Origin of the sequence: Pseudobutyrivibrio ruminis CF1b, from assembly GCF_000424005.1 — a bacterium.
Lineage (GTDB): Bacteria > Bacillota > Clostridia > Lachnospirales > Lachnospiraceae > Pseudobutyrivibrio > Pseudobutyrivibrio ruminis_C.
On the sequence record NZ_KE384121.1, the window covers coordinates 52,632 to 75,394 of the forward strand.

Here is a 22,763-nt window from a genome sequence, read left to right on the forward strand (position 1 = left end):
ACCATTTAACTATTTTTATATTGTTAAAAAAGGATGATGAAATCTTTACCAATTCTTGACTATTGCGATTTCTTTGATATATCCCTCGTCATCATTAGGTGTTTCAAGAATGAATGGAAGATTTTGGAGAGCTGGATGTGTGGCAACGCGCTTCATTGCCTCCATTCCAATGTACCCCAGGCCCAGCTTTTCATGTCTGTCTTTGGCAGCGCCGCATTCATTTTTGCTGTCGTTGAAGTGTATGGCCTTAAGTCTTTCTAGGCCGATGATTTTATCAAACTGGGTAAGCACACCATCTAAATCATTTACGATGTCGTAGCCACCATCCCACACATGGCAGGTATCAAGGCAGACGCCAAGCTTGTCATTGAGCTCAACTCTGTCTATGATTTCTCTTAATTCTTCAAAGGTCTTACCTACTTCTGAACCTTTTCCAGCCATTGTTTCAAGCAATACTGTTGTGTTCATCTCTGGCCATAATGACTGATTCAGGCCATCTGCAATCTGCTGAATTCCCACCTCTGCACCCTGACCAGTGTGAGAACCAGGATGGAAATTGTAATACTGATTTGGCACCTGCTCCATTCTCTGCAAATCCTGCTGCAACATATCAAGTCCGTTAGCTCTGGTCTCCGGCTTTGCCGAGCAAAGATTCATTGTGTAGCTGGCGTGTGCTACAAGTGTTCCAAACTTTTCCTTTTCAAGGATTGCCTGAAGCTTTTCCACATCTGCTGGCTCAATATCCTTGGCTTTTCCACCTCTTGGGTTCCTTGTAAACCATGCGAAGGTGTTGCCGCCGAAGTCCACCATCTGACGTCCCATTGCTTCATATCCATTTGTCACTGATAAGTGACAGCCTATGTATACCATTAATTTTCCTCTTTCCTATTGGTTGAATTATGCCTGACCATTATATCAAATCCAAGGTCATTTGCTCATATTTTTCTGGCAAGTCATTCATGTAGCTAAAACAATCATTAGGCTTGTAGAGGATTTTGTTTGCTTTACTGGTATCTTCGAGAAGCTTCATAAGCCTTTGGCTGTTAGGGCTTGGCACATCGTAGGCATTGCCATAGGTATTTATGTATTTTTCTTTCAGACCAGGGAAATGCTTGTCCAGTGCCTCGTAGAAATACTCTCTGTCACCATCTCTTAAGGTCACCCCCATTCCAAAACAGATGATTCCTTTCACTCCCACACGAATACATTCCTGTAATATCGCATTTACATTTTCCTCTGTGTCGTTTATAAAAGGAAGTATTGGCGTGAGCCAGACTATTGTGGGGATGCCACGATTTTGCATCTCCTCTAACACCTGTATCCTGCGTTTCGTGTTGCAGACATTTGGCTCTATGATGGAACACAGGTTGTCATCATAGGTGGTCAGGGTCATTTGAACCACTGCCTTAGCCTTTCGATTTATTTCCTCCAGGAGGTCTATGTCTCTGAGGATTCTGTCTGACTTTGTCTGGATGGCTATTCCGAATTCATATCTGGAGATGATTTCCAGGCATTGTCTTGTAAGCTGCAGCTGCTCTTCGCAGTGCATGTATGGGTCCGACATGGCACCTGTGCCTATCATGCATCGCTTTCTTTTAGATTTAAGGGCTGCTTCCAAAAGCTCTGGGGCATTTTGCTTCACTTCGATATCCTCGAAGGCATGGGTAAACTGATAGCATTTACTTCTGCTATCACAATAAATACAGCCATGAGTACACCCACGATATATATTCATACCGCTACGCCCGCCACCATTTGCAGTTAATATCCCCTTCGCATTTACGAAATGCATCTTCCCCTCCGTTAGTTATTCCATGCGTATTCCATCATGTCTATGCCAGGCTTGCCACTCCGGATTTTCTCGATTTCTTTGGTGCAAAAATCTATAGCCTCGTTGATGAACTCATCTGACATTTCTTTTGTGAAAAAGAAAATAGGCTCTTCTTTGATTGGCTGGAAGTAGTAGTTTAGGTTGGCCATAAAATTTGGCAGATCAAAATCGCTGATTTGGTTGAGATCCTCGTTGGCAAAATCCTCCGGTATCACAACGTCATTCTCTAGCTGATACTTGTTTATCACATACTGATTTACAATCCCATAATCCTTATGCAATCGCTCTACATTGCCCTGTTTATGCGGGTTCCAGCTATGCCTAACATATACATATTGCCTGTAAAGGGCATCTTGAACCAGGTGAAGATAGTAACCCATGTACAGGTCATCAGAAAGCATCTTCTCTCCAAACTCTTGCCTGTATCTGTCAAAGTCGTAGGTCTTCTTTGTACCCTCATTAACAAAGATTTTTAAGTGGGCATTCCTTTCCTTCTCGCCTTTAATCCCTGCATCTACTAGGATGGCACCAAACTTAAGCCTGTTCGTATCAGTAAAATCTATTTTTTTTGTTAGCTCATTTGTTATCGCCAAGTGCATTATGCTTGAAGCCATTTTTTCTTCTCCAAATGATAGTATTTAAAATCGCCCTCTTGCTTGATAAATTCGAATCCCAGCTTATCGAGGATATGCTGACTCCTTGTGTTTTTTACAATGATATCAGCATTTACTTTTTCCAGTCCTAGCTCATCAAAAGCATATTGAATAGCCTGTCGCTCAGCTTCTGTTCCATAGCCCTTGCATTTGAAATCATCATTTTGCATATGGATACTGAGTTCACATTCTTTATTATCAAAATCAATTTGCTTCAGCTGAACTTCACCAATTGGCTTATCTTCAAGCATTATGGCAAACAGTATTCTTGTTGGCTCCTGTTTGGAATCAAAATATTTATCAACCTTTTCTGGGCTGTATTCAAACGGCTTGAACATTGACATATCCATAAAAATAGCATCATCATTCTGCCAACCTTTATAAAGCTCATGACAAAGCTCTCTGGTCATCTTTTGTAATCTAATCTTCTGCATGTCTCTACCATCTCTTCATGTTTGTCTCAAATTTATTCTCATATGCAACTTTAAGCTCATCTGCTGTAATCCCAAAGCATTGCATCACGTCATTGTAGTACATGAGGACATCTGCCATCTCTTCCACAAGGTGGTGTCTAAGTTCGGCATCATTGCAGGCTTTTGTCCCACCATTCTTTTTAACAATGTCTATGACTTCACCAATTTCTCCAACCATCCACAGCAGCTTATTCTTCCCCGTCTCCGGACCAATAGGCTCCCATTTATCTTTATATTTATCCTGAAGCTGTCTTTGCATTTCCTGCATCTCATTAATTGTAAAATCCGCCATTATCTTCTCCCTAAATAATAATTCAATTTTGGCAGGTTTAACTGCCAAAATTAGTATCTATGTCAAATACAATACTTCTTAATCTTGTTCTCTACACTTTTAGCATCAAATGGTTTATCCTCTGATTCCATTGATATTAAAAGGTTATCTCCCACATTATACCCATTTTGTTCATATATGGCTATTTTTTCGAAGTTTTTCCTAGCATAATCTACATCTCCAAGCATTCCCAAATGCTCCCAATAAATAGTCTTCCGCTTCCTCACATTTAATATCACAAAATCAGGATAGACTGTATATCTGCTATTAAGCTCAAGCAATGGCTCATAGCGATATGGCACATTATATTTATCCAGCAAGTCTGCAATTATCTTTTCAGATTTTGATCTAACATAAACACCTTGTGAGGTATAGTACTTACCATCGCTTGGGAATGGATTCTGATTACCTGTATGCTCTTCCAGCCATCTTTGAATATACATTTCATCTGGCTCTATAATGGGGATTATCATTTTTTTCTTGGCTTCAGGCATATCCTCATATAGCTTAGTTATTATCTCTATATCATAAGTATTTATAATTTGCTCAAGCTTAGTCTTCTGCATTTCTAAAATATTTACAGCAGCCATTTCATAATCCTTTTGAATAATTTTATTCACAAGCCTCAACTGCTTCTTGCCGGCATATTTCTTTATTCCAGTGCTTCTATCAACCAGATAATATTGTGTGCTACCGTGACTTTTAGAAACATTTACTTTAAAGTCAGGAATATCTTTTAGCTTTGCGATATTTCTATTCCCTTTTGCTATCAGATTTTCTATTTCATTCAATTGCTTTACTAAGTCCATTTTATAATTTTTCAACAGCCATTCCTCCATAATCAACTACATTTACGGGCGAAGCAAATAGATTACCTTTTTTACCCGTAAGTTTAAAAACACTAAAAAAATTTTTACGGGTATTATTTATAACTCCTGCAATATACCCGTAAATATTCCATCTTTTCACAGCATTTCCTCATTATCCTAAAGTAACCTGCTCTCAATTTACGGGTGAATTCAGCCATTCAATATACTCACCCGTAACAACTTTTATTTCTTACGGGTAAAACTTACATTGGAGTCAATCCCGCCCGTAACCCTCAAAAACAACAATTTAAATTTACGGGTGCAGAGACAGTAAATAGCAATTTACCCGTAAATCCATTCTTCAACATCAAAAAATAAATTGGAAAACTTTGGCGAAATGAAATAATCTGCCATGACAGTGATAAATTAACATCACCTTTCAAACGATAGATAGAAATATAACTCCCTGCCAATAAAATGTCAAGTCATCTGATGACTGCATCCCCACAAAATAAAAAAGAGAGCCGATTTCTCGGCTCTCTTGAAGATATCTATTCAAAATAATCCATATTTACTTTATTTCCTTTGAATACAGGAAATCATCGTCGCCACCATAATTAGTAATCTCTTTTACGAAGGAATATCCAAAGTGTTCGTATAATCCGGCGTTTTCCCAAGGTGTAGGAATATAGCTTCTTGTAAATCCCTGCTCCTTCAGATACTCATTGGCATAATCAATCAGCTTTCCGCTTATTCTGTGTCCGCGGTATTCTTCTGTCACAAACACACAGGATACCCAAGGATATAGTTCTGGCAAAGGATAATAATCCTCTTTCATAACAGATGCCATTCCGATTATATTACCGTTAGCCTTTGCTACGAACATGGTCTCCCAATCAGAAAACTCCCAGTTTCTCACAAGGTTTGCGATATGCTCCTTTACTTCAATCCATGAACAGCCCTCTATAAACTTCAATAAATCATCTGCCAACGGTGTACCTTTATCAACCTTTTGTATCTCAAAGTCCTCAGGTAAACACCATCCGAAATGCTTGGCAACAAGATTCGCTGTTTCCTCAACAGTTCTGTTTTCGTCACGCTCAAGCCAGAAGTAATCGCTGTTTTTGATAGAATTATAAGGATTGGCATTCAAAGAGCATAGAGTTTCATTACAGTTTGCCTTTGCCGCCTCAGGATTAGTAGTACTTTCTATAAATTCCTTAAAGCCCTGATGGTCTAGTCTGTTGCAATACTCATCAACTATATCAACAGGCTCTCGAAGCATGAATGCTATTCTTGATGGCTCAGTTAATGTCTTTGCCTGGTCTAGTGTCAAATGGCAATCACAAATAACAGGCCCATTCTGAGATAATCTTATAAGATCCAATAGAACAAAATCCAACTGCTCCCTTGTGTTATCAAGTAACCACTGCTTATACTCCTCTGGCTCTCTGCCAAAGAACTCATCTGCGCTTTCAAAGCTTTTATTCATGTTTGGCTGATGCTCTTTATCCGATAAAGCCTGATGAACTGGAAAATGCTCATCAATATCATAAACTGGAATACCAAACTTCTCGCCAAGTGCTTTTGAAACTGTTGTCTTGCCTCCGCAAGGTGTACCTGTAATAAAGTAAACGTTTCTTAAATACTCTTTAATTATATTGTCCTGAAATATCATTTCGATTCTCCTTATATAAATAGTTTTTTAGTTTCGAGTTGATCGAAGCATGAAACTATTCAATAAGTCTCATGCTTTTAGATATTTCTTAACTTTAAAAACATTACCATTTCATTTTCCTCCAATTTGTTATTTCATTAAAAAAGCCGTGCTACGAACTATACATTCATAGCACGACTATTTGTTTATACCACAAAACTAATCAAATGTCACGTTTTTCTCAGTATGAAGATTTTTGTTTATTCCATCTCCACTGTTCCAGGTGGCTTAGAAGTCAAATCGTACATTACGCGGTTAACGCCCTTTACCTCGTTTATGATACGACTCATAACACGCTGAAGTACTTCGAATGGGATTTCTGAAGCTTCTGCTGTCATGAAGTCTACAGTCTCAACTGCACGGAGCACTACTGCGTAATCGTAAGTACGCTCGTCGCCCATAACACCTACAGAGCGCATGTTTGAAAGGGCTGCGAAATACTGATCTGGAAGCTTTGCAAGACCAGCTTCAGCAAGCTCAGTACGATAAATATAATCAGCATCCTGAACGATGCGAACCTTCTCAGCTGTAACCTCTCCGATGATACGGATACCAAGACCTGGGCCTGGGAATGGCTGACGGAATACAAGATACTCAGGTAATCCAAGCTCAAGACCAACCTTACGAACTTCATCCTTGAAAAGGTTTCTAAGTGGCTCGATGATTTCCTTGAAATCAACATAATCTGGAAGGCCACCTACGTTGTGGTGAGACTTGATAACTACTGACTCGCCGCCAAGTCCTGACTCTACAACGTCTGGGTAGATAGTTCCCTGTGCAAGGAAATCAACAGTGCCAATCTTCTTAGCCTCTTCCTCGAATACACGGATGAATTCCTCACCGATAATCTTACGCTTCTGCTCTGGCTCCTCTACGCCAGCAAGCTTTGCGTAATAACGGTCTGCTGCGTTAACACGAATGAAGTTGATATCAAATGAACCAGCTGGACCAAATACGCCCTCAACCTCATCGCCCTCGTTCTTACGAAGAAGACCGTGATCTACAAATACGCATGTAAGCTGCTTGCCGATAGCTTTTGCAAGAAGTGCTGCAAGTACAGATGAATCAACACCACCCGAAAGTGCAAGCAATACCTTACCATCGCCAACCTGCTCACGAATCTCGCCGATAGTCTGCTCAACGAATGAATCCATGCGCCAAGTACCTGCTGTACCGCAGATATTACGAACAAAGTTAAATAAAATGTCCTTACCCTGAACAGTGTGAAGCACCTCTGGGTGGAACTGAATTGCATAAAGCTTCTTCTCCTCACAAGCTGATGCTGCAACTGGGCAGTCTGCTGTGTGGGCAATTATTTCAAAACCAGGAGCTACCTTGCTGATGTAGTCGAAGTGACTCATCCAAACGATAGTTGATTTTTCAACGCCTGCGAATAAAGTATCGCCTGCTCCATCAATATAAGTCTTAGTCTTACCATATTCACGGACTGGGGCCTTTTCAACCTTTCCTCCAAGCACATGCATCATAAGCTGTGCGCCATAGCAAAGACCAAGCACAGGTATTCCTAACTCGAAAAGCTCCTTAGTGTAAGTAGGGGCACCTTCCTCATAGCATGAATTTGGACCACCTGTAAGGATGATTCCCTTAGGATTCATTTCTTTGATTTGTTCAAGCGGGGTACGATAAGAATAGATTTCACAATAGACGTTACATTCTCTGACACGGCGGGCTACAAGCTGATTGTACTGACCGCCAAAGTCAATAACGATGACTTTTTCCTGGTTCATTAGTCGCTCCTTTGAAATTATAATTGATATTTAAATTTCCTATATAATATATGCTTTTCCCTTTTTCTTCAACAGTTAATATTAATAATTTATTCTTCGTATCCGATAACGTATATAGAAATATGTAACTATGCAGGGTTTCAGGAGCTTCATATGAGTATAAGTGTTACCAATTCCCTTTCACTAAGATTATATTATGGACAGTACTCAGCACTTGTAAAAGGTTCAACCAGAAAGGATGCCACTGTAGGCACTCTCTCTTTTGCCGATGCAAGTGCCCTTCGTAATGCTGTCAGAAGACTCCAGGACTACAAGTTTGAAGATGGGACCGAGGCTGAAATTCAGGAAAAACTCAAGGCATTCTCTGATGCTGTTAATAATACGCTGGATTCCGGGGCAAACTATGCGGGTAACAGCACATCTGTAAAGAATGCTGTATCGAAGATAAAAAATCTCAATAAAGAATACGCATCTGACTTAAAGAAAATCGGAATCACTGTGGATAAAGACGGCTCCATGTCTGTTTATGAATCTGCTTCCAAGCTATATAGTAAAGAAAAATTCTCAAAGTTCTTCGACAAAGATTCCAAGTATTTAAACGACCTTTACAGCGCTGCCCAAAGAATCACACGCCGCGTGGACGTAAGGATTTAACTTGAACTTTTGCCCCATATAGATTACATTATCATATGGGAGATTATGTAATCTCCTAATACTATTTTGGAGGCATTTTCTAAGATGTTGTTTAGTTCGTCTCAAAAAAGGGGACTTAAAATAATAATTGTAGGATGCGGTAAGGTTGGTCGCACCCTCGTTGACAGACTTTCCAAAGAAGGTCACGACATCGTTGTCATCGACCAGAAACAGGAAAGAATAGATAATCTTACAAATCTTTACGATATCATGGGCATTCAGGGAAACGGTGCCAGCTACAGCACACAGTTGGAAGCAGGTATTAAGGATGCTGATCTTATCATCGCTGTTACTAACTCTGATGAGCTTAATCTTCTCTGCTGTACAATTGCAAAGCAGGTTGGTGATTGCGCTTCTATCGCAAGAGTTAGAAACCCAGACTATTCAAAGGAAATTTCATACCTTCAGGAAAAGCTTGGTCTTGTAATGATTATTAACCCTGAGCTGGAGGCTGCAAAGGAGATTTCTTCAATCCTTTCTCTTCCATCTACATTGGAGGTTTCATCATTTGCCCACGGCCAGGCTGAAATGGTTGAGTTTAAAATCGAAGAAGGCAATGTTCTCGATGGTCTTAAGATTAAGGACCTTAGCTCAAACATCTCTAGCAAGGTGCTTGTTACAGCTGTAAAGCGTGGTTCTGAGATTGTTATCCCTACCGGTGATTTCACTCTTCAGGCTAACGATATTGTCAGCGCCGTAGGTGCCAGACGTTTCGCCCGTACATTCTTAAATGAAATCGGATTCAAAACACGTCAGGTTAAGGACTGTCTTATTGTTGGTGGAGGTAAGGCTTCATATTATCTTGCAAACCTTCTCCTTCAGGCTCGTATCAATGTCCGCATTATCGAGCGTAATAAGGAGCGTTGTGAAGAGCTTTCAGTTGCACTTCCAAAGGCTACTATTATCAACGGTGATGGTGGCGATGAAGCGTTACTTCGTGAAGAAGGCATCGAGTATGTAGAGAGCTTTGTCCCTCTTACAGGAATCGATGAAGAGAACGTTCTTCTCACACTTTATGCTAATCAGGTAAGTAATGCGAAAGTTGTAACAAAAGTCAACCGTATTAATTTTGATAATGTATTATCTCAGCTTAACCTTGGTTCTGTGGTATATCCACGCCATATTACAGCTGAATCAATCATCGCCTATGTACGTGCCAAGAGCGCATCTGGCGATGGTGATGATATCCTCACACTCTATCATATGTTTGATAGAAAGGTAGAGGCCATCGAGTTTAACATTACTGAGAAATCAAATGCTACTGGCGTTCCATTCTCAGTTTTACAGTTTAAAGACAATGTCTTAATTGCCTTTATTAATCGTAACGGTAAAATCATTATCCCAAGCGGTTCTGACACTATCGAGGTCGGAGACACAGTCATGGTTGTTACCACACATACTGGCTTTGGAACTATATTAGATACATTGAGGTAAAATAGGGCATGAATAATTCCGTCATTCGTTTTATCCTGCTTTATGTAGTGGGATTCATGGGAATATTTTTGATGCTACCGATTTTTGTAGCACTTATATATCACGAGAATGTTTGGGTAGATTACGCTGTTGTTGCGGTACCTTGCCTCATTCTCGGAATTATTAACAGTAGAATAAAACCAAAGGAAGTTTCCTTCTATCTTAAGGAAGGATTCTTCTGCACCGGAGCTTCATGGGTTATCTTATCAGTAATCGGTGCTATCCCGCTTTGGCTTACAAACGAGATTCCTCACTTTATCGATGCAGTTTTTGAAACAGTTTCAGGTTTTACCACAACTGGAGCGTCTATTTTGGATAATGTAGAGGCTTTATCACATGCCTCTCTGTTCTGGCGAAGCTTTACTCACCTTGTTGGTGGTATGGGAGTTTTAGTATTCCTTCTTACTATCATCCCTTTGGCCGGTGGTGAGGGTTCTCAGTTCAATCTTATGAAAGCAGAGTCACCTGGACCATCTGTTGGAAAGCTTGTACCTAAGCTTAAGAACACAGCACAGATGCTCTATCTTATTTACTTAGGTTTATGTGCATTGGAGATTATCCTTCTTTTAATCGCAGGAATGACTCCATTTGAGGCTATCAATACAGGAATTGCCACAGCAGGTACTGGAGGTTTTGGTATCTACTCAAGCAGTATCGGTGGCTTTAATGTGGCATGTCAGTGGATAGTTGCTATTTTCATGTTTGTATTCGGTGTAAATTTCAACTTCTACTACTATGTACTTTTCCATCATGCAAGAGATGCCTTCCGTATGGAAGAAGTTAGAATGTACGCTTTCCTTACTGGAATTTCCATTGTCATTATTACTTTAAACACATTAAGCTGCAGTGCTGGCCTTTTCGATGCACTTACAAAGGCAGCCTTCCAGGTTACCTCTATCCAGTCATCTACAGGCTTCTCTACTACTGATTTTGATATGTGGCCACAGACAAGCCGCTGCGTTTTAGTACTTCTTATGTTCATCGGTGCCTGCGCAGGATCTACAGGTGGTGGAATTAAAGTTTCCCGCTTTGTTCTTATGGGAAAGGCTGTACACAAGGAGCTTATCAGCTACATCCATCCACGTAGCATTAGAAAGACACTTATGGATGGCAAGCCAGTTACTCACGATACAGTTCGTTCAAACAACGTTTTCTTCGGTACATTTATGCTTGTGTTCTTCGTAAGCGTATTTGTTTTATCTTTTGAAAATATTGATTTTTCAACTGTATTTACATCTGTTATTGCCTGCCTTAGTAATATCGGACCTGGCCTTAGTATGGTTGGTCCTACCCGAAACTTTGCGTTTTACACAGACATATCTAAGATTATGCTTATTCTTGATATGCTTGCAGGACGATTAGAGCTCTTCCCTATTTTGATGCTCTTCCATCCAAATATCTGGCAGGACTTGTTTACCAAGCGCAAAGTAAAAAAATTAAAGCACGCTGGCAAAGTACTTAATGACGATTTTAAAAAATAATTTATGAATACAGTTTTAATGAAGATGACTGAAGCATACGATTATCAGTCATTCTACGAAAAAATTAAAGATTGTTGCATCTTAGATTGCAAATCAATAGAAGGCACACGCTGCTATCTGGACGACCTTGCCAAGGAAGTCCTGATAGATAGGCTTGTGCCTTTTGGCGCTGATGGAATTCACTTTATTGATTCCGGAAACTATCATTATCTGAGCCTACTTTGGCTCACCAAAATTCAGGAGGATTTCAATCTGATTCTCTTTGATCATCATCCTGATAACCAGCCTCCTAGCTTTGGCATGATTACCTCCTGCGGAGGATGGGTTTTAGAGGCCCAGGAGAGCCTTCCGCACCTCAAGCAGGTTTATACCTATGGTGTAGGTGAAGAAGTGCCTATTGAGCAGATTTCAAAGGATTTACCTATATATATTTCCATAGATAAGGACGTTCTTTGTACGGATGATGCCATCACCGACTGGGATCAGGGCGATATGAAACTTTCCACTATGTTGGAAATGCTTGACCAATTGTGTGCAAATCATGAAATAATTGGTGTGGATATATGCGGAGATTCAGGCGAAGACGCCCCAGTTGGCGGAAAAATCAATAATCTGACAAATGCAACACTTTTTGACTTTTTATCCGAAAATATTTTATAATAGTGGTAAGAAAATTGATTGGAGGGAACCACTATGTATCCAGTAATTACTATTTCAAGAGAATTCGGCAGCGGTGGTCATAGCATTGGGGAAGCTGTTGCTAAGCAATTGAACATTCCTTTTTATGATGGGGAAATTGTAAACAGAGTTGCTGTAGAAAGCGGCTACGCCAAGGAGCTCATCGAAACTCAGGGCGAGTATACTTCCTCAACAGCAATGTGGTTTGATATTTCTGCAGCTGGAACAATGTATTTCCAGAGCCCACAGGATGAGATATTTATTGCGCAAAAGAAAGTTATTCTCGAGTGCGCCAGCAAGGGACCTTGCGTAATCGTAGGACGTTGCGCTGACTATATTCTTCGCAAAGAAGGTATCCGTTGCATGAACGTTATGATTCATGCAGATATGGAACACCGCAAGAAACGTGTATTAGAGCGCTACGAAAATATTGAGAATGTCAGTATTGAAAAGCGCCTAGCTAAAAAAGACAAGCAGCGTAAAACATACTACAAGTATTACACTGATAAAAACTGGGGTGATTTTAGAGAGTACGACGTCATCCTTGACAGTGGCTCACTTGGAGAGGAAATGTGTGTAAAGACAATCTGTGAGCTTGCAGAAGCATTTCCAGAGTAAATAAAAATAAAAACATCTTGTAGCTTGATAGTTACAAGATGTTTTTTTTATTATTTGTTTTCGAGCCAGAAATCTACAGCTTTACTAAGCCATCCTGATGCTTTAGTACGTTTACCAAGGCCAATTCCATGTGGTAAGCCAAAGTATTTCTCGTAAACATGCTTTACGCCCTTTTCTGTAAGAGCCGCATCAAACACATCTGCATGGCGGCTGGCTGGCACCAGCACGTCCCAGCTGCCAGAATACATAAAGGTCTTTGGGTAATCCTCTTCTATATAATTCTGAACATCTAAAAGCTGACGTCCTTTTCTAATATGTCTCAAGCCAAACATATAGTAGCTTCCTCTGTTAGAAAGCCAAACTCCAAGTAAACCAATCCAAATATTCCAATATGGATGATGTAAAAAGTCATTTACGCATGTCCATGGGTACCCCAATATAATGGCTCCTGGCTTAGGAAGCTGGTAATCCATGTATCCAAATTTGTGACTAGCAAAAATACCTGCAAGATTGCCTCCTGCAGAAAAGCCTACAAGGGCATAATTATCAAAAGTGACATCAAACTTTTCTGGATTATCCTGAATAATACGAAGTGCCGCTCCTAAGTCCTCCATTGGAGCAAATGGTGCACAATCCCTGCCAGCTCTATAATCCAGAACAAATGCATTGATCCCCATCTTATTAAGCTCTGCAGCCACAGGATAGCCTTCCTCCTTTAGGCATACATGGGCATAACCACCGCCTGGAAGAACCATGGCAAATCTTTTATCCCTTGGTTCATCTGCTGGGAAATACATCAGCCTTACGTCTCTTTTATGCTTATCTTCTGCCATCTCCTGCATGGAATAAACTGGCATCTGAATATATCTACCGTTGGCTGAAAGCTCCTTTACACGGGCTCTACCGCCCTTCACGTCATTACCAATGTGTTCATAATAAAACATGCGAGCCACTGAATATACGGTAAACACAAATGTAAGTATAAGATAAACTAAAATGATAGTTCGTACAGCCTGTGCGAAACCTTCTGCAAATAAATAAAAATGCATAACATTATGCCTCCAAAATAAAAGAGTGTCACATATGTGACACTCTTAATTATATCAATATCTATTACTTACGACCACCCTTGAAAGTAACTTTTACACGCTGCTTTAATCCATTTGGAAGCACGTACTTAAGCTTATCCTCTGAAGGAGTCATCTTAGAGCACTCTGGGTGTTCTCTGTAAAGCTTGATAGCGTCGAATTCGCACTTAGTTGTACATACACCACAACCGATACACTTATTCTCATCTACTACAGAAGCACCACACTTAAGACATCTAGCTGTCTCAATCTTGATCTGCTCCTCTGTAAGCTCTACTGTCTTGTCGCGGAATGTAAGCTCTCCGTCAACAGTAGTCTTAGATACGCCTGGAATCTGACGTGGGCTGTGATCGTAATCATCAATACGAAGATCATCCTTGTTAAGCTCAACGAAATCACGACGGTTACGTCCGATTGTAAGAGAGCTGTGTGGCTGAACAAATCTGTGGATAGAGATAGCACCCTCACGACCAGCTGCGATAGCATCGATTGCAAACTTTGGTCCTGTGTACATATCACCACCTACGAAGATATCTGGCTCATCTGTCTGGTATGTAAGAGCATCAGCCTTAGGACCACGCTCGATAACAACCTTTGAGCCCTTGAAGAGATCTCCGTAAACGCTACGCTGTCCTACTGAGAAGATAACGTGCTTACACTCTACTGTGATTGTGTCATTCTCATCGTACTGTGGAGAGAAACGACCTGTCTCATCCTTAACACGAGTACACTTCTTAAGAACGATACCCTTAACAGCGCCTGCCTCGTCAACGAGAACCTCCTTTGGTCCCCATCCGCAGTTGAGCTCAACGCCCTCTGCCTCAACGATTTCGATTTCCTCTGGAGAAGCTGGCATGATGTCTCTGCTCTCAAGACAGAACATAGAAACCTTTTCATTACCAACACGTCTAGCAGAACGAGCAACGTCGATAGCAACGTTACCACCACCGATAACAACAAGGTCACCCTTGATATCGTACTTCTCGTTCTCTGAACACTCGTGAAGGAAATCAACAGCTGTAGCTGTGCCGATAGCATCATCACCTGGTACGTTTGGACGATTACCACCCTGGCAACCAATAGCTACGTAGAATGCCTTGTAGCCCTGGCTACGTAACTCGTCAAGAGTGATGTCCTTACCAACCTCAACGCCACACTTAATCTCTACACCAAGCTCCTTGATGATTTCGATTTCAGCGTCGATAACGTTGTTCTCAAGTACGAATGAAGGAATACCATAACGAAGCATTCCACCTGGATGATTGCTCTTTTCGAAGATTGTAGGCTTGTAGCCCTTAAGTGCTAAGTAGTAAGCACATGAAAGACCTGCAGGACCTGCACCAACGATAGCAACCTTCTCTGTAAATTCACCCTTCTGTGAAGGAACAATCTTCTTAGGGATGTAACGTGTCTCAGCCTTGAGATCCATCTCTGCTAAGAAACGCTTAACCTCATCGATTGCGATAGCCTCATCAACTGTACCTCTTGTACAAGCAGCCTCGCAACGTCTGTTACATACACGACCGCAGATAGCTGGGAGTGGATTGTCCTGCTTGATAAGAGCAAGAGCCTCTTTGTAACGGCCCTGAGCTGCCATACGAAGGTAACCCTGGATAGCGATGTGTGCAGGGCAGGCTGTCTTACATGGAGCTGTACCTGTCTCATAGCAGTTGATTCTGTTTGTGTCACGATAATTGTCATTCCACTCATCAGTAGACCACTTCTTCTCTGTAGGAAGTACCTGCTTTGGATACTCTACCTGCTTACCATCAGCTGTGCAAAGCTTCTGACCAAGCTTAACAGCACCTGCTGGACAGTTCTCAACACACTTACCACAAGCAACACAGTCCTCAGCTGTAACGTGAGCCACATAAGCTGAACGTGACATGTTAGGAGTGTTGAAAAGCTGTGATGTACGAAGTGCGTAACATACATTTACATTACAGTTACAGATAGCGAAAATCTTGTTCTCGCCATCGATATTTGTGATCTGGTGAACGAAGCCGTTGTCCTCAGCCTGCTTGAAAATCTCAAGAGCTTCTTCACGAGTGATGTATACACCACCCTTATTTGTCTCAACAACGTAGTCTGCCATATCACCAACTGCGATACACCAACCCTCTGGATCGTCAGCGCAGCCTTCGTCATATGTCTTTCTAGAAAGACGGCATGAACATGGTGACTTAGCATACTTTCCTTCGTATTTATCGAGCCAGTAAGAAATCTTCTCAAGTCCAATTGCTTCCTGCTCCATTGAAATAGCGTCCTCTACAGGGATAACGTGCATACCGATACCAGCGCCTCCTGGTGGTACCATGTGTGTAAGTCCCTCAAGTGGAAGACGGCTCATACGCTCAAAGAAACGTCCCATCTCAGGATGCTCGTTAAGGAAATCCTGATTCATGTTAGAAAACTCAGCAGAACCTGGAACGAACATTGGAAGAACCCACTGTTTTTCGTGAGCATCGTTCTCGTAGTTCCACTCTAAAAGACCAGTCCAGCTAGCCTTCTCTAATCTCTCTTCAAGAGTCTTCTCATCAAGACCTGTAATTGCAAGAAGCTCCTTGAAGGTCTTTGGCTTTCTGATGCCACCCATAGAAAGTGCAAGCTCTGCAATTTCCTTTGTAGGTGCAAGATTTGCAACTGCCCAGTACTCTGGATCATACTTTGTAATCTTCTGAAGACCAAGCTTAATCTTTGCACGGTCTGTGATTACCTTTCCAAGCTTTAGAATCTCAGGACGAAGGTCCTCATCCTTTAAATCGTTTACCCAATCAGGATAAAAATCTCCCAAGTTATCTGGTCCAATACCCATATTAGTTATTATCCTCCTTAACTAAAACCTTAAAAATTATTAATACTACACCTCAAAAAGACTATTCATTAACGAAAGAATTCACCTGGCCCCTCAACCAGTCAACCCATTCGTCAAAGCCATCGCCAGTTTTTGCCGAAACAAATATGACCTTAGCATTAGGATTTAGCTTGTGTATTCTTTCTTTAACAGCCTCTTTAGAGAACTCTGTGAACACCGGTAGGGTGTCGCACTTATTAATAAGCACCACATCACATACTGAAAACATCAGTGGGTACTTGAGTGGCTTGTCGTCTCCCTCTGGAACCGAGAGAATCATGGCATTCTTCGATGAACCGGTATCGAATTCTGCCGGGCAGACAAGATTTCCAACATTTTCCAGGAAAACAAGATCCAAATCCTCGGTACCAAATTCCTTAAGACCCTGACGGGTCATGTCAGCATCGAGGTGACACATGCCTCCTGTGTGTATCTGAATAGCGCGAGCGCCAGCTTTTTGAATAGTGGCAGCATCCACATCAGAATCAATATCAGCCTCCATTACACCAATGCGCATTTCGTCTTTAAGACGTGAAATTGTCTGGCATAAAGTGGTGGTCTTTCCTGAGCCTGGAGCAGACATAAGATTAACTAAAAATGTCTTCTGAGCTTTTAACTCGCCCCTAAGCTTTTCAGCGTCAGCATCGTTATCTTCAAAGATACTCTGCTTCACCTCTATTACTTTGTAGTCTTCCATTTATCCCTCCACATTATCTAGCAAGTGTGTGATAAGCCACATAAAAGTAAACTGTAATGAATATTTAGAGTTTCCTCTGTATATAAATATAACCTAATTGATAAATTATTGTCAATTAGGTTGATGTCTTTAGTCCGTATAAATTCTAGTACAAAGCGCCATTAATACACACGTGTGTATTATCTTTTAGAATGCTTCTATTCTTTTTAGGAATAATTAACAAGCATTATAATTAAAAACTGTAGAATATGTCAAATGGATAAAAAAAGGGCTGATTGCAAAAAGCAATCAACCCATATTTTTTAATTTTATACCTCAGCTTTAAACTCTGCTTCGCCTGGAAGTGGATACTTGTCTGTAAGCTCCTTAATAATAGCGCGAGCCTTATCAACACCAGCTTCCTGTTCCTTGATTACAACAGCGATAGCCTCTGCCACCTTGTCGAAATCCTCTTCCTTAAGACCACGAGTTGTAGCTGCAGGAGTACCAAGACGGATACCTGAAGTTACGAATGGTGACTTAGGATCATTTGGAATAGTGTTCTTGTTTGCTGTGATATGAGCATCATCAAGAAGCTTCTCTACAACCTTTCCTGTAAGCTCAAATGGAGTAAGGTCGATAAGCATAAGGTGATTGTCAGTACCATCAGAAACAATCTTGATTCCTCTGTTCTGTAAGCCCTTGCAAAGTGCCTGAGCATTCTTTACAATCTGCTGACCATACTCCTTGAATGATGGGTCAAGAGCCTCTTTAAAGCATACTGCCTTACCAGCAAGTACGTGCATAAGTGGACCACCCTGGATTCCTGGGAATACAGCCTTATTGAAGTTGTACTTCTCGTTTGCCTCAGCTGTGGCCATAATCATACCACCTCTAGGTCCACGAAGAGTCTTGTGTGTAGTTGTTGTAACAATATCTGCATAAGGGATTGGGCTCTCATGAACACCTGCTGCAACAAGTCCTGCAATGTGAGCCATATCTACGAAAAGGACAGCGCCAACCTTATCACAAATCTCTCTGAAACGCTTGAAATCAATCTTGCGGCAATATGCTGATGCACCTGCTATAATCATCTTAGGCTTGCACTCTACTGCAATTCTCTCAACATCATCATAATCGATTACGCCTTCGTCATTTACTCCATAAGGTACAATGTTGAAGTATGTTCCTGAGAAGTTGGCTGGTGAACCATGAGTAAGATGTCCGCCGTGATCAAGATTCATACCCATTACTGTATCGCCTGGCTTAAGAACGGCAAACTGAACTGCCATGTTAGCCTGTGCGCCTGAGTGTGGCTGAACGTTAACATAATCACATCCGAAAAGCTCTTTTGCTCTTTCTCTTGCAAGCTCTTCTACAACATCGACTTCCTGGCATCCACCATAGTAACGCTTTCCAGGGTATCCTTCTGCGTATTTGTTTGTGAGAACTGAGCCCATAGCTGACATTACAGCTGGAGATACCCAGTTTTCTGAAGCAATAAGCTCGATGTGCTCTGACTGGCGATTGAATTCCTTAACAATTGCCTCTGCGATCTCTGGATCTGTGTTTTTGATGTCCTTTAATGTGTACATTACTTTCCCTTTCTATTACTTCTAAAATAGTTCTATTGTGAACCGGTATACCGGCATTCACCTAAATATATTTCTTGCCAAATTCCTCCTTTGAAAGTGGCTTATCGAAGAAGAATCCCTGAACCAGATTAATTGGATAATCTCCAATCATGGTAATCTGTTTGTCTTCTTCAACACCCTCCACGCAAACATCCACATCCACTGAGTTTGCAAGCTCAGCAACGGTCTTTACAAACGACTGGGCAAATGTATCACCCTGCATATCCTTTGCGTAGGTTCTGTCTATCTTTATGGTATCAATTGGTAAATTCTTAATATTATTTAAAGCTGAATTTGAAGCACCAAAATTATCAAGGGCAACTCTACAACCAAGGGCACGAGCGGCATCAAGAGCTTTTACCGCCTTTGGAAGTGCACCTGGACCAAAGTCATCAGCCACCTCAAGAGTCAGATTCTTAGGATTGATAGCTGTCTGCTTAAGCACCGCATCCAACCTGTCCACAAAATCCTTCTGAACCAGCTGAACAGGCGAAATATTAACATTAATCTTGTACTCAGGATGACCAAAATCATTCCAGTGCTTGCAGGATTTAGCAGCCTCTAAAAGTACATAGTGACCAATATCTCCAATCAGATTCTGCTCCTCAGCCTCTGTAATAAATCCTGATGGCATCACAAGACCTCTGTCTTCAGAATTCCAGCGAACCAATGCCTCTGCACCGCAGCAGCTTGGCACACCGCCAACAAATTCCATTATAGGCTGATAGTAAACTACAAACTCTCTGCAGCCGTGCTTTACAGCTTTCTTTAAATCGTCCTCCAGCTCCTGTTTCTCAGCCACGATAACCTCTGCCTCTTCGTTGTAGAACTGGAAGCTATTATGACTCTTTTCCTTTGAGCCATGAAGGGCAATTGTAAGACGTGTCAAAATAGCTGAAGCATCGGAAATATTCTCAGGAGCCTTTAAGCCTCCCATACTTATTGTGCAGAAGTATTCCTTATCGTCTAAAACCCAAGGATTATCAAAAAGATTCATGATTCTCTTGATGATAATATCAAGGTTTTTAATATTTTCATGGTCTACAAGAACAGCAAACTCATCACCACCAATACGGTAGCACTTACCCTTAACATAAGAGATTTCGTCAATGCTGTGGGCAATAAACTCAAGCAAATCGTCGCCTATGCGATATCCTAATCCCTGGTTCATGGTAGTGAAATTATCAATATCAAACATCAGCACTGCAAACTCTTTTCCAAGCTTGGTGGCGATGTGATATTCCATGGCGATATCCTTCTCGCATGCCTGTCTGTTAAACAGACCTGTAAGGGTATCTGTCTGAGCCTGTTTTTCGGCCTTCTTCTGGTAGTTGCGAATATCGGTGGTATCGTAGAAAGTGATAAGTCTCACTTCTCTTGAATCTACCCATCTGATATCTGCAACACTGATATCAAACCATTTTCCAGAGCCGTTTGCAGAATAGCCATTAAGTTCTGAAAGGCTGTAGTTCTTATTAAATATAAGTTCCTCAACAGCAACGGAATCGATGGAATTATCGAACATGTCGCCGAAAGTATCATTTTTATATAGTACCTGCTTTTGCTCTGAATCCACCACTACTACACCGTAGCCTGCATTCTGCAAAATAGACTCCAATGCTGAATATGAACCAGCAAGGGAATTAGCAGTAATTTTCTTAATCAAAATAGAGTGCAAAATATTCTTGATGTCATTTGAGAATCGAATCTCATCAACAGTCCACTGTCGGTCCTGTTTAACTGAAAGGAAGCAAAGGTACATAGCCGCCTCATCATCCACATTGATAGGAAGCAGGATGGCACTCTTGATTGCATACTTTCCGAAGAAATCCATAAACGCATCTGGAAGAGCTGCATCACTGGAAATGGTGTATGGCTTACCGTTCATAAATGGAAGCTCTTTTACAGGAACTCCCTGGAATATAGGCGAAAGCTTATCATCTCCCATGTTCCATTCCAAAATCATATCTGCGGTCTGACCATCTACCGACATCTGTACAAGTGCTGTGTTAGTGCACTCAATATATTTTCCTGCGTAGGCAAGGATTTCATTAGCCACATTTGTAAAAGAATCATCTGACTCCATCAGACGTAAAATCTCAGTCATCAATTCATTTTTTATGAGCTTGTTTTCAACCTCTTTTTCCTCGCTCTGAGTCTGAGAAAGCTTCTTTTTAAGCTGCTCATTGCGAAGAATCTCTGTCACGAAATGCTTTGAAAATGTTTCAAGTAAAGCAATAGCCTTATCAAACTGAATAAGTGTAGTCTTGCGAAGTGATGCTGGAAGCTCTTTGCCTGCTGGAACCTTATCCTTATCGACAGCAAAACAAAGCCATTTGCCAACGACCTCATCCTTCTCACCTCTAAATGCAACACTTCTGTATAAAAAATAATCCTCTGTGCCAGCGCGCTCCACAATATTTTCCGGTGCACCATCCACAAAGGATTCTATCAGCTCTTTCCTGAGACTCTCTGGAAAATTGGCATCAACAAAATCCTCCTCAGGCTTTGAACCTGAGAAGGATGTAAGCTGACCACGCTTTCTGCCAATGCATATCATATACATATCATTGGCTTTACAGAATGAGTCCTGTAGAGACTGTAAGTCATCATTATTTACTTCTAATTCATTGATTAATCTACTAGTTGAGTCCATCCATACTTGTCCGGTAATCTTCCCCACTGAATGCCTGTTAAAGTATCATAAAGCTTCTGTGTAAGCTCTCCGGTTTTACCTCCATTTATTACAACAACGTCGTCATTATAACGGAGCTCACCTACTGGTGAGATGACAGCTGCTGTTCCTGTACCGAAGACCTCCTCAAGCTTGCCATCATGGCCTGCCTTCATAAGGTCATCAATTGCGAGGCGCTCTTCTCTAACCTTGTATCCCCAATCCCTAAGAAGATGAATCATAGAATCTCTGGTAACACCTGGAAGTACAGTACCTACTGTAGGTGCTGTCCAGATCTCGCCGTCGATCTTGAACATGATGTTCATTGTTCCAACTTCCTCTACATACTTTCTCTCGTTACCATCAAGCCAAAGTACCTGAGAATATCCAAGCTTCTCTGCCTTTACCTGACCTGCAATAGAACCTGCATAGTTACCACCGCACTTTGTAAAGCCAGTACCGCCTGCAACTGCTCGAACAAGTTCATTTTCTACTAAAATCTTAACTGGGTCAAGACCTGTAGCGTAATATGCTCCTACTGGACAACAAAGAATCATAAACTTGTATGACTTTGCCATATGTACACCAAGTGCTGACTCTGTAGCGAACATAAATGGACGAATATAAAGTGAAGTATCCTTCTGAGTAGGAACCCAGTCTTCCTCTACCTTAACAAGAGCCTTAATAGCTGCAACGAAATCCTCAACTGGGAATCCTGGCATACAAAGTCTCTCATTAGAATTAATCATTCTCTTGGCATTCATCTCAGGTCTGAAAAGCTGAATCTTTCCATCCTCTCTGCGATATGCCTTTAATCCTTCAAATGTCTCCTGTGCATAATGAAGAGTCATGCAAGCTGGGTCCAACTCGATTGGTCCCTCAGGGACGATTCTTGCATCATGCCAACCTATCTCTCTATCCCAATCACAGATAAACATGTAATCTGTCATGTACTTTCCGAAACCAAGGTTGTTCCAATCTGGCTTATCCTTCAATTTTTCACGTTTTTCAAATCTGATTTCCATTTTTAAGCCTCCATAACATTTGCTCACATTTTAAACTTGAGATTTATTATCTTACTTTTTTTTCGATACGTCAACACTTTAGTGCGCTAAATCATCCCTTTATTTTTACATTTTTTTCATAGTTTCTTTGCAAATAGAACTGACCTTTAATGCTATAATCCAAATAGGTTTAGATAGTGGGGCAACTATATGAATATATACACACAAGTATGCGGGCTGGTCATTATTGCTATGCTCCTATTTTTTTACATTAAACAACCAACAATGGGGCTAAGCTCTGAACGAAAATTCAGATATATTCTATTTA

20 protein-coding genes are annotated in these 22,763 nt (G+C 41.1%); 5 read left to right on the forward strand and 15 right to left on the reverse strand.

Annotation, left to right across the window (positions count from 1 at the left end):
• Positions 1-45: 45 nt before the first annotated feature.
• The 9 genes from G592_RS0114465 to guaA form a co-directional block, all read right to left on the reverse strand.
• Positions 46-870, reverse strand: coding sequence for a deoxyribonuclease IV (locus G592_RS0114465; RefSeq protein WP_028248435.1), 825 nt, complete (start codon positions 868-870; stop codon positions 46-48).
• A 40-nt stretch (positions 871-910) separates the two neighbouring features.
• Complete coding sequence (locus G592_RS0114470; protein WP_028248436.1) at positions 911-1,792, reverse strand: SPL family radical SAM protein; 882 nt, start codon at positions 1,790-1,792, stop codon at positions 911-913.
• A gap of 11 nt (positions 1,793-1,803) precedes the next feature.
• A complete protein-coding gene (locus G592_RS0114475; protein ID WP_028248437.1) occupies positions 1,804-2,445 on the reverse strand; it encodes a hypothetical protein in 642 nt (213 codons plus the stop codon).
• Entirely contained in the window at positions 2,430-2,918 is a 489-nt protein-coding gene (locus G592_RS16695) for a GNAT family N-acetyltransferase (RefSeq protein WP_051194952.1), read from the reverse strand. Before G592_RS16695 ends, G592_RS0114475 begins: the two co-directional genes overlap by 16 nt.
• Before the next feature lie 4 nt (positions 2,919-2,922).
• A complete protein-coding gene (locus G592_RS0114485; RefSeq protein WP_028248438.1) occupies positions 2,923-3,249 on the reverse strand; it encodes a MazG nucleotide pyrophosphohydrolase domain-containing protein in 327 nt (108 codons plus the stop codon).
• Between the two features lie 62 nt (positions 3,250-3,311).
• Positions 3,312-4,112, reverse strand: a complete 801-nt coding sequence (locus G592_RS17235; RefSeq protein ID WP_051194953.1) for a hypothetical protein — start codon at positions 4,110-4,112, stop codon at positions 3,312-3,314.
• The gene (locus G592_RS17635; RefSeq protein WP_155942215.1) at positions 4,099-4,257 is read right to left on the reverse strand and encodes a hypothetical protein; all 159 of its coding nucleotides are present in this window, start codon (positions 4,255-4,257) and stop codon (positions 4,099-4,101) included. Before G592_RS17635 ends, G592_RS17235 begins: the two co-directional genes overlap by 14 nt.
• 411 nt (positions 4,258-4,668) lie before the next feature.
• Positions 4,669-5,775, reverse strand: coding sequence for a GNAT family N-acetyltransferase (locus tag G592_RS17895; RefSeq protein ID WP_242830184.1), 1,107 nt, complete (start codon positions 5,773-5,775; stop codon positions 4,669-4,671).
• Between the two features lie 239 nt (positions 5,776-6,014).
• On the reverse strand, positions 6,015-7,562 hold the full coding sequence (guaA, locus tag G592_RS0114510) for a glutamine-hydrolyzing GMP synthase (RefSeq protein ID WP_028248439.1): 1,548 nt from the start codon (positions 7,560-7,562) through the stop codon (positions 6,015-6,017).
• 153 nt (positions 7,563-7,715) lie between these two features.
• On the opposite strand from guaA, the gene G592_RS0114515 reads away from it, so the two are divergent.
• From G592_RS0114515 to G592_RS0114535, 5 genes are all read left to right on the forward strand, one after another.
• Complete coding sequence (locus tag G592_RS0114515; protein ID WP_028248440.1) at positions 7,716-8,216, forward strand: hypothetical protein; 501 nt, start codon at positions 7,716-7,718, stop codon at positions 8,214-8,216.
• An 84-nt stretch (positions 8,217-8,300) separates the two neighbouring features.
• Entirely contained in the window at positions 8,301-9,689 is a 1,389-nt protein-coding gene (gene trkA, locus G592_RS0114520) for a Trk system potassium transporter TrkA (protein WP_028248441.1), read from the forward strand.
• Between the two features lie 8 nt (positions 9,690-9,697).
• On the forward strand, positions 9,698-11,209 hold the full coding sequence (locus tag G592_RS16710; protein WP_051194954.1) for a TrkH family potassium uptake protein: 1,512 nt from the start codon (positions 9,698-9,700) through the stop codon (positions 11,207-11,209).
• Positions 11,210-11,212: 3 nt separating this feature from the next.
• Positions 11,213-11,869, forward strand: coding sequence for a hypothetical protein (locus tag G592_RS0114530; RefSeq protein WP_028248442.1), 657 nt, complete (start codon positions 11,213-11,215; stop codon positions 11,867-11,869).
• Between the two features lie 33 nt (positions 11,870-11,902).
• Positions 11,903-12,505 carry an AAA family ATPase gene (locus G592_RS0114535; RefSeq protein ID WP_028248443.1) on the forward strand — a complete coding sequence of 201 codons (603 nt, stop codon included), beginning with the start codon at positions 11,903-11,905 and terminating at the stop codon, positions 12,503-12,505.
• Between the two features lie 50 nt (positions 12,506-12,555).
• Here G592_RS0114535 and G592_RS0114540 read toward each other — a convergent pair whose 3' ends face one another.
• From G592_RS0114540 to G592_RS0114565, 6 genes are all read right to left on the reverse strand, one after another.
• Positions 12,556-13,554, reverse strand: coding sequence for an alpha/beta hydrolase (locus G592_RS0114540; protein ID WP_028248444.1), 999 nt, complete (start codon positions 13,552-13,554; stop codon positions 12,556-12,558).
• Between the two features lie 64 nt (positions 13,555-13,618).
• Positions 13,619-16,408 carry an FAD-dependent oxidoreductase gene (locus tag G592_RS0114545; protein ID WP_196801853.1) on the reverse strand — a complete coding sequence of 930 codons (2,790 nt, stop codon included), beginning with the start codon at positions 16,406-16,408 and terminating at the stop codon, positions 13,619-13,621.
• A 61-nt stretch (positions 16,409-16,469) separates the two neighbouring features.
• Complete coding sequence (hypB, locus tag G592_RS0114550) at positions 16,470-17,144, reverse strand: hydrogenase nickel incorporation protein HypB (protein WP_028248446.1); 675 nt, start codon at positions 17,142-17,144, stop codon at positions 16,470-16,472.
• A gap of 308 nt (positions 17,145-17,452) precedes the next feature.
• On the reverse strand, positions 17,453-18,718 hold the full coding sequence (glyA, locus tag G592_RS0114555; protein WP_028248447.1) for a serine hydroxymethyltransferase: 1,266 nt from the start codon (positions 18,716-18,718) through the stop codon (positions 17,453-17,455).
• Between the two features lie 61 nt (positions 18,719-18,779).
• A complete protein-coding gene (locus G592_RS0114560) occupies positions 18,780-21,413 on the reverse strand; it encodes an EAL domain-containing protein (protein ID WP_051194955.1) in 2,634 nt (877 codons plus the stop codon).
• The gene (locus G592_RS0114565; RefSeq protein ID WP_028248449.1) at positions 21,392-22,456 is read right to left on the reverse strand and encodes a branched-chain amino acid aminotransferase; all 1,065 of its coding nucleotides are present in this window, start codon (positions 22,454-22,456) and stop codon (positions 21,392-21,394) included. The genes G592_RS0114560 and G592_RS0114565 overlap by 22 nt, the downstream gene beginning before the upstream one ends.
• Between the last annotated feature and the right edge of the window lie 307 nt (positions 22,457-22,763).